This is a genomic window from Lactococcus sp. (genome assembly GCF_036648155.1).
GTDB lineage: Bacteria > Bacillota > Bacilli > Lactobacillales > Streptococcaceae > Lactococcus > Lactococcus cremoris.
Map to the genome: position 1 here is coordinate 25,110 of NZ_JAVXIY010000009.1, position 14,297 is coordinate 39,406.

Annotated in this window: 11 protein-coding genes; 1 reads left to right on the forward strand and 10 read right to left on the reverse strand. The window is 35.8% G+C overall.

Annotated features, from left to right (window positions below; translation table 11 throughout):
• Positions 1-25: 25 nt before the first annotated feature.
• Positions 26-1,405 (forward strand): MATE family efflux transporter, encoded by a 1,380-nt coding sequence (locus RSC39_RS09785; RefSeq protein ID WP_332536855.1) that lies wholly within the window; start codon positions 26-28, stop codon positions 1,403-1,405.
• Positions 1,406-1,448: 43 nt separating this feature from the next.
• Here RSC39_RS09785 and RSC39_RS09790 read toward each other — a convergent pair whose 3' ends face one another.
• The 10 genes from RSC39_RS09790 to RSC39_RS09835 form a co-directional block, all read right to left on the reverse strand.
• Complete coding sequence (locus tag RSC39_RS09790; protein ID WP_332536857.1) at positions 1,449-3,863, reverse strand: glycosyl hydrolase 115 family protein; 2,415 nt, start codon at positions 3,861-3,863, stop codon at positions 1,449-1,451.
• A gap of 22 nt (positions 3,864-3,885) precedes the next feature.
• Positions 3,886-4,584 carry a DUF624 domain-containing protein gene (locus RSC39_RS09795; RefSeq protein ID WP_332536859.1) on the reverse strand — a complete coding sequence of 233 codons (699 nt, stop codon included), beginning with the start codon at positions 4,582-4,584 and terminating at the stop codon, positions 3,886-3,888.
• 119 nt (positions 4,585-4,703) lie between these two features.
• Positions 4,704-6,338, reverse strand: coding sequence for an extracellular solute-binding protein (locus tag RSC39_RS09800; protein ID WP_332536861.1), 1,635 nt, complete (start codon positions 6,336-6,338; stop codon positions 4,704-4,706).
• A 77-nt stretch (positions 6,339-6,415) separates the two neighbouring features.
• On the reverse strand, positions 6,416-7,279 hold the full coding sequence (locus tag RSC39_RS09805) for a carbohydrate ABC transporter permease (RefSeq protein ID WP_011834941.1): 864 nt from the start codon (positions 7,277-7,279) through the stop codon (positions 6,416-6,418).
• A 10-nt stretch (positions 7,280-7,289) separates the two neighbouring features.
• The gene (locus RSC39_RS09810) at positions 7,290-8,180 is read right to left on the reverse strand and encodes an ABC transporter permease subunit (protein ID WP_011834940.1); all 891 of its coding nucleotides are present in this window, start codon (positions 8,178-8,180) and stop codon (positions 7,290-7,292) included.
• A gap of 326 nt (positions 8,181-8,506) precedes the next feature.
• Positions 8,507-10,048, reverse strand: coding sequence for a glutamine-hydrolyzing GMP synthase (gene guaA, locus RSC39_RS09815; protein WP_011834939.1), 1,542 nt, complete (start codon positions 10,046-10,048; stop codon positions 8,507-8,509).
• 209 nt (positions 10,049-10,257) lie between these two features.
• Positions 10,258-11,133, reverse strand: a complete 876-nt coding sequence (gene scrK / locus RSC39_RS09820; RefSeq protein WP_332536864.1) for a fructokinase ScrK — start codon at positions 11,131-11,133, stop codon at positions 10,258-10,260.
• A gap of 73 nt (positions 11,134-11,206) precedes the next feature.
• Positions 11,207-12,076: an ROK family protein gene (locus RSC39_RS09825; protein WP_011676447.1), complete on the reverse strand. Its 870-nt coding sequence runs from the start codon at positions 12,074-12,076 to the stop codon at positions 11,207-11,209.
• A 42-nt stretch (positions 12,077-12,118) separates the two neighbouring features.
• The gene (locus RSC39_RS09830) at positions 12,119-13,558 is read right to left on the reverse strand and encodes a glycoside hydrolase family 1 protein (protein ID WP_332536867.1); all 1,440 of its coding nucleotides are present in this window, start codon (positions 13,556-13,558) and stop codon (positions 12,119-12,121) included.
• 33 nt (positions 13,559-13,591) lie between these two features.
• Complete coding sequence (locus tag RSC39_RS09835) at positions 13,592-14,200, reverse strand: DUF624 domain-containing protein (RefSeq protein WP_043735138.1); 609 nt, start codon at positions 14,198-14,200, stop codon at positions 13,592-13,594.
• Positions 14,201-14,297 lie beyond the last annotated feature (97 nt).

Here is a 14,297-nt window from a genome sequence, read left to right on the forward strand (position 1 = left end):
CATTTATTTCAGAAAGAAGAAAAAAATGAGTAAAAAATCCAACTCTTATTATCTCAAGGAAGCTCCCATCAGAAAAGCAATTGCTCACTTATCAATTCCCATGATGATTGGAATTTCCGCAACTACAATCTATAACTTAATCAATGCCTACTTTATCGGCCTTGTCCATGACACCAATATGATGTCAACAATTACTCTAGGTTTAACAATAACCATTGTTTTTATGGCCATCGGAAACCTTTTTGGCGTCGGTGGTGGAACCTTCATTACTCGCTTGCTAGGTTCTGGCGATAAAGAAAAAGGAAAGAAAATCGCTGGTTACTCATTTTATATGAGTCTAATCATCGGTTTGCTTATTGGTCTTGTTTCACTTTTCTTGTTAAGTCCAATCGCTCATATTTTAGGAGCAGACGCCGCAACTCTTACTTATACTAAAGAATATGCTGCAGTTTTATTAGGTGGTGGTTTTAGTATGATTTTAAACTATGGATTGGAACAATTAGTTCGGGCGGAAGGTGCCTCAAAAGAATCAATGTACGGTATGTTCGTTGGAGTAGCGACTAGTATTGTCTTAGATGCACTCTTTATCTTAGTTTTAAATCTTCATGTCATTGGTGCCGGACTTTCAATGGTAATCGCAAATCTAGCCTCTACTGCTTATTATGTCTGGTTTTTAGAAAATAAAAGTGAATCTCTCAAAGGATTTTTGAAACATTTTAAAATCAGCTTAAAAGACCAATTTGAAATCTATAAAATTGGGATTGCGGAAGTTTTTAAATCAGCCTTTATGATTGTCACAACCCTCCTATTAAACCACTTCTCCGTTGAATATGGAGACAATGTTCTTGCTAGTTTTGGTATCGCCCTTAGAATTACTCAACTACCTGAATTTTTGACCATGGGTCTCTTTTTAGGAGCTATTCCACTTTTTGCCTATAGTTTTGCTTCTAAAAACACCCAACGCTTAAAAGAAGCTCTCAAAGAATTATCTATTTGGATTGGTGGAATATCTATCCTCTTTGCTCTCATTGTCTATCTATTTAGAGTTCCGGTCATGCAACTCTTTACCGATGATAGTGCGGTAATAAAAGTTGGATTAATCGTGCTCGCCGCACAACTTGTATCGTCCGTCTTTAATGGTTTCTCTGGTTTATTTACTGGTATTTTTGAAGCCTCTGGTCTAGGTGCCCAAACCGGCATAATGGCTACTATCCAAGGAATTCTTTATATTCCAATCGTCATTATCCTACATCAGTTCTATGGTTTAACTGGACTGATTTGGTCAATGACCCTAACAGAAGGAATTGCCTTTGTAGCTGGTCTCATCATGCTTATTCCTTATCTATTAAAATTAAACAATGGTAAACTAATGGAGAATCAACCTGAATTAGCCGTTGCTGAATAAGATATAAAAAACGAGGAACTTTGTAGAACCTCGTTTTTTTATCTTAAATCATCCCACTATTAATTAAATCAGAATGATTTCTTCCCAAATAAGTTTCTTTTATTTCTCCAAAATGAAGCACGATTTTCTGCAAAACCACATCTGGACTTTTAGCATAAAATAGCAGACGATGTTTACCTTGCTCCAACTTGGCAACAGATAAACTCCTGATGATTCGTTCAGCTTGCCAATTTCCCAATTCTCCCTTATAATTTCCATTAAAATTGATTTCTACTTCTGTCCCATCATCAATTTGATAACCATAAATTAGCCCACTATTATTCCAATTTAAACTTGGCGAGAGAAAAACTTCAACTTGAAATTCTCCCGAAGATGATGCCTCAAAATCATAGCAAACAAAATTTTGTTTACTTGGAATAATATTATTCGGAAGAGGGGTAATTGCTGAGAAAGTTTTTCCCATATCAGCTATCTCTGTCCAAACAACTTCTCCTTGAGATTTTTCATTAAAATCAGCTGATTCAATAACTATTGAGTGGGCTACTTCTTTAGAGATATTTATTTCTAATTTAAGACGATGAATCTCTGGCATGATTTGGTACTCTGGTTCTTGCCAGTCATGGTAACCAATATGAGTTTGACTCATCATATGTTCCCATTTCCCATTATTTAAAGAATGATAGTGTGAAGTTAATTCAGCATCACGTTTAAAACACCACTCCACTTTATCTGCTGCTTGATTCACTATTTTGGTATCGTTAGACTTCCAGTTTATGGCTTGAGCATAATACATTTCATAAAGATTGACAGTTGCAACAAGTGGAAAATAGATTAATTGTTCATAGACTTGCCGATATTCCTCTGGCATCAATACATAAAGCTGACCAGCTTGATTTGATAAATCCCGATAGTTTGCAAGAACTCGCTCAAACTCATAGTCAATTTCTAAACTAAATGTATCTTTATCGAGTAATTCAGGGCTTATTGTCATATTTAATTTACTATAAGCGGCAAGAAGTTTACTTGCATCATTGATATAATTTCCTCCAAGTTGTTTTTCTACCCAGTTTTTAGTGTAGCCTTCCATTTCCTCAAGTGATTGCTCAGGATTCCACGCCAAGTCCATAAAATAAGAAAGAGGATATTCTTGACCTTTCAAATCTCCAACATTCACTACCCAAAGTTTTCTAACTCCATAGTTATAAGCTAAAGTCATTTGTTCCCATGTTCTTTGAATTTGAGAAACATTAATCCATTTACTATTTCGTGGTCCACCAACATAATCATAATGATAGTAAATTCCAAAGCCACCTTTTCTATCTCGATTTTCTAAACTTGGAAGTTTACGAAGATTACCCCAATTATCATCACATAAAAGTAAGATGACATCATCTGGCACGCGCATTCCTTTATCATAATAATCTTGAACTTCCTTATAAAGCGCCCAAATCTGTGGTGTCTCTTTAGCAGAACGCCCTGTCACTTCGGAAATAATTTTCCTTTGCTTATTGATAATTTGCTCTAAAAGAGCAATATTTTCTCCCTCTCCCATTGCTTCATCTCCATTACCACGCATTCCAAGGGTAAAAATATCTTCAGTCTGATAAGAACGCTCAATTCCTTGTCGAAAATATTTATCTAATCCCTCCTGATTACTTTCGTAATCCCATTCTCCATTACCATATTGTTCATGATTACGAATCCATTCTTGGTGATTACGGCCCATTAGTTCATGGTGTGAGGTTCCAATAATGACTCCCATCTTTTGGGCTAATTTAGAATTCTCTGGGTCATCAGCATAAAAGGCTGAACCCCACATGGCAGGCCAAATGAAATTTCCTTTTAAACGAAGTAGCAAATCAAATAATTTTTCATAATAAAGGTGATTAAAAGGATTCATTTTTTCGCCTTTTTCATTCATTAAATGTCCAAAATGCTTAGTCGCCCAATTTCCTGCAGCTGGCCACTCATCATTGATAAAAAAACCACGCATTTCTACTTTTGGGGCATCAATCAAAAAGAAAGGCTCATTTAGGTAAAGCTCCGCTTGCTTTTTAATTGGCACATCCATCCAGTAATGCCACGGTGAAACACCAATCTGACTTAAAAATTCATAAATCGCATAAATCGTTCCTCTTCTATCATTACCAATCAATTGAAGTTTCCCTTCATAAATGGTGATAATATATTGCTCTTTTTTATTTAGTGTCTCTCTTAAGAGCTCATAATTTTTTTGCGATTTTGCTAATGAAGTATCAATTGTTGCAACAATAATCTTAGAATTTTGGCTCTCAGTTGCAAGAATTGCTTCTTCGCCTAAAACATTCGTTAAATCATTTTTTAGATTTATTAAAGCATACTTAGTTATTGCATCATCATCTTTTTTATCATAAGTAATCTTTACAACTCCGCTAATAAGCATTGAAGTTTTTGTTTGACTAACAATTTGGCTTTTCATAGATAATAATTTCTCCTATTTTTTAGACTTCTGTACTACTTTTACCTTCCTGCGTATAATTTTTCCAGACCCAATCTAGCATTTTAGTTGATTCGTAGCAGATAAGATAAAGATAAGTGCTGCTTAAAACGAAAATCAAAAAACCACTCACAAAAAACATGATTCCTAATAATCCTAGGCTTAATATAATAACTTTAATGATCGAACTTGGAAAAGCCATTGTCCAAACCAGACTGATTTTAAACATATCTCGTATTCTAAATCTGAACTTAATATTAATCAATCCAACAAAAACTGTGAAGACTAATAAAACAAGGAGTAATAAGATAAAGAACCACGAAAATATCGGAGTCGAAGATTTTTGCATTGAGGCAATATCAATCAGAATGATTGAAGCAGCTAGAATCACTGGAATTCCAATTTTTAGAGCATCTAAAAATAATTTTCTATATTGCTTCCAAAAATATATCCCTAAATGTTTTACATCTTGACTTTCTAAAATATAAAGAGTTGCTGAGCTTAAAGCCGCTAATGCTGGGGCCACTAGAAAAAATAAAGGGGTCATGAAAATAAAATTTCCAATCTCATATTTAACAAACAAAAATGAGAGAGGGATTGGAAAAATAGAAATTACAAACATTAATTGTAAAAATACGATATGCCCAATTTGTCCAGCTAGTTTATAATAAACCGATTCGGTAACATCTTTTTTAGGATTCATCTTGCTTTCCTTTACATCCAGAATATTTTTTAAGAAAGTCTTTAATCAAAAATGATTAAAGACTGTCCTAAAAAATTAAGCCATTGAAGTTTCCTTCTGGCTTAATTGTCTAATGATACTTATTTTGCCGCCTTATAGGCTTTATTAACCATATCAATAAGTTTTGCCGAATTCTTAGCTTGCACATCTTTCACATAAGAACTCCATTGAGACATTGGACGTTGCCCACTCACAAAAGCTTGTGTTTGAGCGGTAACGAAGTCTTTCAAAGGCGTATCAAGTAAAGAAAATTGTTCAAGGTCTGTTGAACTCATTGGATAAACAGGTGCAGTTGCAACAATTTTTGCATTCTTATCCATTGCTTGTGAAAATTCTTTAGTTACATCATTATATTGAGAGTAAATCAAAGCTTTTGAACCAGAGCCAACAGCATAGAAGACACCATTACGGAAACCAAAATCTTTTTGCAGGTCTTTTGTACCACTTGGGTTCAAGCCTAAGGTATTAACATCTTTTGCCAAAGTGTAAGTGTCTCCAGATTTAGTATAAGTTGTACCTTCAACTCCCCAGCGCGCAAAGGTTTGTCCAGAGTCTGAATAAAGTAACCAGTCAATAAATTGGAGGGTGGCAAGGAAGTGGTCGCTATCTTTCAATTTAGAAGATAACATCATGCCAGCAACGGCTGCAATCCGGTTATCTTGAACCATCAAACCATTTTGTCCAGCAGGAACTGTCATCATTGCTACTTTTTCATCTGGGTGTTTTGCTTGTAAGTTCTTTTGTAAAGTTGTAAATTCAGAACCATTTGTACCAATGACGAAGGATTGTCCATTGATGAATTTTGCTGTTGCCGTATCATCTGTTTGTGTTAATGATTCTTTATCCATCAATCCCTTTTGGACTAAATTACTATAGTAACTTACAAATTTTTTATAATCTGGTGTAGTACCAGTAAAGACAAATTTGTTATCGCCTTTGTCATAAGTTGCATTTGAATAACCCCAACCAGCACTAGTATTAAACTGCGGTGCAACAATATTTGGAATGGCATTGAACTGCCAACGGTCTGAATATGGTGTTACACTTGGATATTTTTCTTTGAGTGTTGCAAGTGCCTTTGTAAATTCATCCAAAGTTGTTGGGGCTTTGATACCAGCTTTTTCAAAAATGTCTGAACGATAGGCAAAAGTATAATCGTAAGTTGGAACTTCACCAATTTGAGGTAAGATATAAACTTTGCCATCTTTTTGCTTATGAGAATTAAATAAGTCAGTTAATTTCCATTCTTTTAAGCGTGCAGAAAGATTGGGCATATATTTTAGATAATCTGATACAGGGAGGATTTGTCCTCCTGCGACAAATTGTGTTTCTTCGCCAGGGGCTACTGCTGTTACGATGTCTGGCGTTTGACCAGCCGCAATCAAAGTTGAGCGTTTTTGTTGATAATCAGATAAAGGAATGTCTGTTCTTTTAAAAGTAACGTTCTGATTTTTCTCTAGTTCAGTCCACAACATCCAACTGTTTTTAACTGGATAATTAGGGGAATCACGATACATCATTGAAAGATTTAATGCCGAAGTTGCTTTAAAAGTTTCATCAGCTTTGAAATTTTTCATATAGCCTTTTTGGCTTGACATATTAATCGCACCAGCTTTTGCATTTGATGTTGATTTACTGTTCGATGAACAAGCGACCAACATCACTGAAGCGCCAATCACTGCCGCTCCAACCAATAAATTTTTCCAAGATTTCATTCTTGTGCTCCTCGTATAATATAATTTATATAATTTGAACTAAAACTTCTCAGTTTTAATTCAAGAAACTAACTCACTTAACCTTTAACAGAACCAATCATGATTCCATTAACAAAATATTTTTGACAAAATGGATAAACGATTAGTACAGGTAATACTGTTAAGACCATGGTTACTGCCTTAATGTTTGAACTTACCTGACTCTGTTCATCGGCACTTTGCGCCTCGGCACCCGTTGCTCCTTTGACTAGATTTCGTAGATATACTGAAACCGGAAAGAGATTCTTGTTATCCATGTAGAGGAAAGCTCCAAACCAAGCATTCCATGCTCCAACCGCATAGAATAAGACCATTGTTGCCAATATTGGTTTAGATAATGGCAAGATGATTCGCATCAAAATTTGAAATGGAGTTGCTCCATCAATAATCGCTGCTTCTTCTAATGCATCTGGCATTGATTCAAAGAAAGACTTCATAATCAACATATTGAAAATAGAAAGTGCTCCTGGTACTGTGACTGCCCACATCGTATTCATCCAACCTAATGATTTAATCAATAAGTAGTTTGGAATCAATCCTCCAGCAAAGAACATAGTGAAAACAGAAAGTCCAATGAAAAATTTACGCCCTGGAAGATATTTTTTTGAGGTGACATAAGCAAGTGTCGTTGTCAAAAATAAAGAAATTGCTGTTCCAACAACTGTATAAATAATGGTGTTTTTATAATTAATCCAGAAAATAGGGTCGCTCATAACGTATTTATAGGTTTCTAAATTAAAACCAACGGGTGTTAGAACAACATTTCCTGCTGTGATTGCATTTTCACTTGAAAATGACTGAACGACAACATTCCAAAAGGGATAGACTGTTGCAATGACAATCAAAATCAAAATAATTGCATTGATCACTTTGAAAATTTTATAACCGATACTATCTTTCATTTTATCCTCCTTACCATAATGAAGTCTTGGTAATCTTCGCAGAAATTCTGTTAGAACCCAGTACTAGAACTAAACCAATAATCGCTTCAAAAATACCAATCGCTGTCGCATAAGAAAAGTTTGACGAAAGTATCCCTACTCGATAGAGGTAAGTTGAAACAACATCTCCTGTTGAGTAAACCAACGGATTTTGAAGGAGGAGAACTTTTTCAAAACCAACTCCTAAAACAGAACCAACATTTAGAACGAGCATCGTGATAATTGTGGGTAAAATTCCGGGCAAGGTGACATGGAGCATTTGTTGCCAACGATTGGCTCCATCCATCTTAGCAGCTTCATAAAGCGTATCATCAATATTTGTCAATGCTGCCAAATACAGAATTGAACCCCAACCTAAGGTTTGCCATACTTGCGAAATGACATAAATCGGTTGGAACCATTTCGGGTCTTGCATAAAAAGAATACGAGTTCCACCAAAGAAATGAATGGCGTTATTAATAAAACCATTGCTTGAGGTAAAATCTAAAATCATTCCCGCAATAATGACAATTGATAAAAAATAGGGAAGATAAGAGGCTGTTTGAATGAACTTTTTAAAGATTCTGTTTTTAACTTCATTCAGTAAAAGAGCGAAGATAATAGGTAAGGGGAAGGTAAAAATCAATGTCCAAATCCCAATAGAAAGTGTGTTAAGAAAAACTTGCCAAAAGGTTGCATCTCCAATAAACATCTGGAAATACCGAAGTCCAACCCAATCCTGTCCAAAGACAGAACCTCCCGGTAAATAAGTTCTAAAAGCAATCACATTCCCAAGCATCGGAATATAGCGAAAAACTAAAAGATAGACTGTTGGGATAGCCACAATTAAATATAGCTGCCAATATTTTTTAATAGATTTCATATTAAAAATTTTCCTTCTAAGGAGATGAAGCATCTCTAGGTTAGTTCAAAACTTTCATTTTCTAAAGATAAATTATTTTTTCATCCCTGTATTTATTACAAAACTAATATATAAGTTTTTGCGTTAACAGAATTATAGCGCTTCCATTTTTGTTTTTTTACCTAATATTACGATACCCTTTAGGAAATGTTGTCTATGTTACCTCTAATGTACTTACCTAACTATCTTGCATGTTCTTGATAGCAAAAAGCGCCAGTTTAAACTAACGCTTCTTGTTTTTAATAACAAAAAAACTGATAACAGTCAGTTGCTATCAGTTTTTTATTCTATTGCCACTCAACAGTTGCTGGTGGTTTGCTCGTAATATCGTAGACGATGCGATTGACGTGGTCAACCTCATTGACGATACGTTTTGAGATTTTTTGGAGAAGATCCCAAGGAAGTTGGGCAAAGTCTGCTGTCATTCCATCAATTGAAGTGATGGCACGGATGGCTAATGTATAGTCATATGTCCGTTGGTCTCCCATGACACCGACTGATTTCACGTCTGTATTTACTGTGAAATATTGCCAAACATCACGTTCAAGTCCTGAAGCAGCAATTTCTTCGCGAAGAATTGCATCTGATTCGCGAACAGTTTCTAATTTTTCTTCTGTTAAATCACCAAGGACACGAATGGCAAGTCCTGGACCTGGGAAAGGTTGACGCCAAACGATTTCATCAGGCATTCCAAGTTGTGTTCCAAGCGCACGAACTTCATCTTTGAAAAGTGTGTTCAATGGTTCAATCAATTGGAATTGCATGTCTTCTGGAAGTCCACCAACATTATGGTGTGACTTAATTGTTTGAGCTGTATCTGTTCCTGATTCAATGACATCGGTGTAAAGTGTTCCTTGAGCAAGGAAGTCCACACCTTCTAATTTGTTTGCTTCATCATCAAAAACATAAACAAATTCGTTACCGATAATTTTACGTTTTGTTTCTGGGTCTGAAAGGCCAACAAGTTTGTCCATGAAACGTTTTTGAGCATCTACTTTGATGATATTAAGACCAAATTTTCCGCCCAATGTTTCCATGACTTGGTCAGCTTCGCCTTTACGAAGGAAACCGTGGTCAACAAAGATTGATGTCAATTGGTCACCAATGGCACGTTGTAAAAGAACACCCACAACTGATGAATCTACACCGCCTGAAAGTCCAAGGAGTACTTTTTTGTCGCCAACTTTTTCACGAATATCTTTGATTTGCATATCAATGAAGTTTTCCATTGACCAGTTCCCTTTGGCTCCACAGATGTTAAGCGCAAAGTTTCTGAGCATTTCTGTTCCGTGAACTGAATGACGAACTTCTGGGTGAAATTGGATGCCGTACAAATTGCGTTCTGTATTTTCAACGGCAGCAAATGGACTGTTTGGTGAAGTTCCGACAACGTGGAAACCTTCAGGAATAGCTGTTACACGGTCACCATGGCTCATCAAAACATCTTGAACTTCTGGAGTTCCTGCAAACAATGCTGATTTTTCAGTGAGTTGAAGTGGTGCAACGCCGTATTCGCGTTCGCCTGCTGCTTCTACCATACCGCCAAGTTTGTAGCTCATCAATTGCATGCCGTAGCAAATACCAAGAACTGGCAAACCAAGTTCGAAGATTTCAGGGTCAATATCGAATGAACCTTCATCATAAACTGAATTTGGACCGCCTGAAAGAATAATACCGATTGGATTAATCTCACGAATTTCTTTGGCTGTGACTTTGTGACTCATGAGTTCTGAGAAAACACCGATTTCTCGGATACGACGCGCAATAAGTTGATTGTATTGTGAACCATAGTCGAGTACAATGATTTTTTCAAGTGTAGTGTCGGACAAGGGACCCTCCTCTTATAAGGTGCAAAAGTCCGAATTCCTATTGGAAAGTTCGAACTTTTGTTCAAATATTTTATTAGACTTATTCTAACATATTTTCTTCTATTTTGCAGAGATATTTATGAATAAATAAAATAAATTATAGAAAAATCGTATGATAGTGATTACATTTGTTTTTTACTGACAAAAATGAAAAACTACTGACAGACTTGTCAGTAGTTTTTTTCATCTAATTCTTTTGCCAAAGCAAAATTTCCAATCGTTGCCGAACCATTATTAGCAACTGACGGAGTCATAATATAATCTGTCAGTAAATAGGGAACATGGACGTAACCGGCCATTAGTTTTGTGAATTCTTTGCGCACCCGCTCAATCATGTGCGTTTGAGTCATGACACCACCCCCAAAAACAATTTTCTCAGGTGCAAGTGCTAAGGTTGTATTAACGGCGATTTGGGCAATGTAGAAAGCTTGAATCTCCCAAACTTTGCTGTCAGTTGGAATATCTTCTCCACGAATGCCTAAACGGGCTTCAAGTGATGGGCCAGCTGCCACTCCTTCTAGACAATCGCCGTGAAATGGACAAACTCCTGCAAAATCGAGGTCATCTGGATGACGTTTCACATACTGATGACCCATTTCTGCATGAGAAAATCCACCAATAAATTTCCCATCTTGCACAGCTCCTCCGCCAATTCCTGTTCCGATTGTGAAATATACTAATGATTTTCCACCAGTCACAATCATTTCACCATAAGCTGAACTATTAACGTCAGTAGTGAAAACCATGGGAATATCAAGTTCGTCCTTAAGTTTTCCTAAGAGGTCAACATTGGCCCAACCAGCTTTTGGCGTGGTTGTTATATAGCCATAGGTCGGGCTTTCGGGTTTGATATCAATCGGTCCGAAAGAACCAACTGACAAAGAACTGACAGGATTTTCTTTGAAAAATTCAATTGTTTTAGAAATTGTTTCTTCAGGTGTCGTTGTTGGAATTTGGTTTGTTTTTAAAATGTTAAAATGCTCATCGCCAATCGCAAGAACAAATTTTGTTCCGCCTGCTTCAATTGAGCCATAATGTTTTGTCATAATATTTTCCTATATTTTGGTTACTTTTTAGCTTTTATTTCCTATATTTTAGTGAAAGACTTTCTGTCAGTTATTATTTATTATAAGTTTGTGAAAAATCTACTGCTGCACCAATTAAATTGGCAGAGTTTCTAAATTCACAGGTTACAATTTCTGGCATAAAAGTGGCGACTTCAATAATTTCCATAATTTTTTTCAATTGTTTTTGAAGTTCTGGAATTAGCCATTCTGCTTGGGATACCCCTCCCCCGATAATAACTCGTTCAGGGTCAAAAGAATAGGTCAGGTTGAAGATTCCTTTGGCGACATTGTAGAGAAAAATATCTTTTTCTTCATTCGCAATTTTATCGCCATTAAAGGCTTTTTCAAAGATTTCAATAGCATCAAGCTCTTCTCCTGTGCGTTTATTATAGCGCTCAGCCATCCGTATGGTTGTTCCTAAATCTGAAAACGAATGTTCATCATCCATGAGCATAAAGCCAAATTCACCACCAAAGAGATGTTTCCCATGATGAACCTTCCCGTTCATTACAACAGATCCTCCAACGCCCGTACCAAGAACAAGTAAAAGGACATCTGAAAGACCTTTTGCCGCGCCAAATTTCACCTCAGCGAGGGCCGCGCAATTGGCATCATTTTCAATCGATACGGGTAGACCAAAGCGTTTTTCAAGTTCAGCATGAATTTCAAAATCATGAATATAAGGTAGAGCACTTGCTCCTTCAATGACGCCAGAAGCCTTGTTAACTGCTCCAGGAGAGCTAATTGCTACTCCACAAACATCAGAATTTTCTTTAAATTGCTCAACTACTGCCGTTAGAGACTGATAAAACTGTTCTAAATTATCAGGAGTACCAAAAGCACCTTCTTCTCCTAATTTTCCATCAGCAAATCTTGCATATTTAATGCTGGTTCCACCAATATCGATTGTTAATAATGACATTTCTTTTCCTCCTAAAGTTCTTCTATGAATTTTTGCCTCTACTTAATTTTTTAAAACTTCATCATACTTTTCTAAAATCGAATTGGGAACTTGTAAAAGTGATGAATCAGTTAAATTTTTATACCAATAAGCAGATTTTTTTAAAGTTTTGACTTGAGTATGAACATTTAAGCTAATCAAGCCATAGCGGTTCTTATAAGAATTTCGCCAACTCCAACAGTCAATTGGTGTCCAAACATGATATCCAAAACAATTTGAACCTTCTTGAATTGCCTTATGTAGCCAATAAAGATGTTCTGTCGTAAAAGTAATTCGATAATCATCTTGAATTTGACCCTCTTCATTTTTAAAACGTTCTTCATTTTCCACGCCCATCCCATTTTCAGAAATAAACCAAGGAATATTTCCATAATCTTCTTGGATTCGCTTGGCAATTTCATAAATGGTTTGAGGATGAATTTCCCATCCCCTGTCAGCATTCATTCGGACCCCTCGCTTATTATATGGGGCATAATATTTATCCGGATGCCAATCTTGTGCCAGACTATCACTGGAATATTCAGGTTCTTGCAGACGACTTGGATGATAATAATTGACTCCTAATAGGTCAATTTTATTTTCTTTTATGCATTTTATATCTGCTGATTCTGCTGACCATAAAACATTTTCTTCTGACAGAATTTTGACTAATTCCTCAGGAAATTCTCCTGTTACTGACGCATCTAAAAAGAGTCGATTCTGCCAGAGGTCCGCCATTTCTGCTGCTTTTAAATCTTCTATTTTTTCAGTGGCTGGATAAGCAGGAGTTAGATTTAAAATAATCCCAATTCGTCCTTCAGGATTTTGATTGATTTTTCGGTATTGCTCTATTGCAAGAGCTGAAGCCAGTTGCAAATGATAAGCTACCTGAACAGCTTTTTTTCCATCCACAATATCAGGATAATGAAAACCTAAGAGATAACCACATTCAACGACGACCATTGGCTCATTAAAAGTAAACCAATCAATCACTCGATCACTAAATTCCGCAAAGCATTTTGCAGCAAAACCAGCATATAAATCAACGACATGACGACTTTCCCAACCTCCATAACGCTGTAATAATTCGACAGGTAAGTCAAAATGATTCAAATTTATCATCGGACGAATGCCTTGAGCTATAAATTCATTGATCACAGCATTGTAAAAATCGACTGCTTTCTCATTTAAGGTATTTTTTTCTAAGTCATCAATCAAGCGAGACCACTGGATACTTGTTCTTATAGACTTTAGACCAGCAGCTTTCATTAATTTTATATCTTCACGAAAGTCATTAAAAAAATTACTGGCAGTGTCTGGACCTATTGCTCCCCAGAAGCGCTCTTGATAATGATCAAAATCATAATCAAAAACATTGTCGTGCTGTTTTTTAAATCGTCCCTCAGTTTGAGGCCCACTTGTCGCAGCTCCCCAAAGGAAATTTTCTTGGAATTTCAATTCCATTGTTAATCGTCCTCTCAAATATTTCTTAATTTTTTATTCTGCTAATTGTTCTTCTATTTTCAAGCGCCAATCTTTTGTGACACTTAAAGAATAAACTTGTAGTAGGCCGATTAATCCAAATAAAATTAAGCCTTTAAAACGCCAAGTTAAAACACAAATTACTACTATTCCAAATAAGAGTTTTAGGTAGGTTTTAAAACTAATAAAATTAGAAATAAAACTCATTTTTAATAAATTGCCAAAACTGATATCAAACTGACTATCAAAAATCATTGAATATTCAAAAGCTGTCATCAGATAAGTTATGCCAAAAAATAATATAAAGTCAATCACTATAAACATCAATCCTTGAATTTGAACGGAAAGATAAAGATTATAGGCTAATAGCAAACTCAATGCTGTATAAAACCAGAAGATTAAATTTGCCCGTAAAAAATCTCGTTTAAAGACCTGATAAGCCTGTTTAACTGAGATTGACTTATATTCAAAGCCATGCTCTAAATAGAGCTCTGTTACTACTTTAAAGGCTGGACCAATCCCTAGGACAAGGAGTCCTGAAAGAGCTAAGAGCCAAAATATCAAGGTCAATTTGACAACGACCCAAATTCGAATGAAGAATTCTTCTAGTGCTTTTCCAATCATTTTTCTATAACTTTCTAACTTTTATTACTTCATTATAACACTTTTCCAATGAAATGTTAGGGTTTTCATGATAGCCTTTTCATTATTTATCTAATTG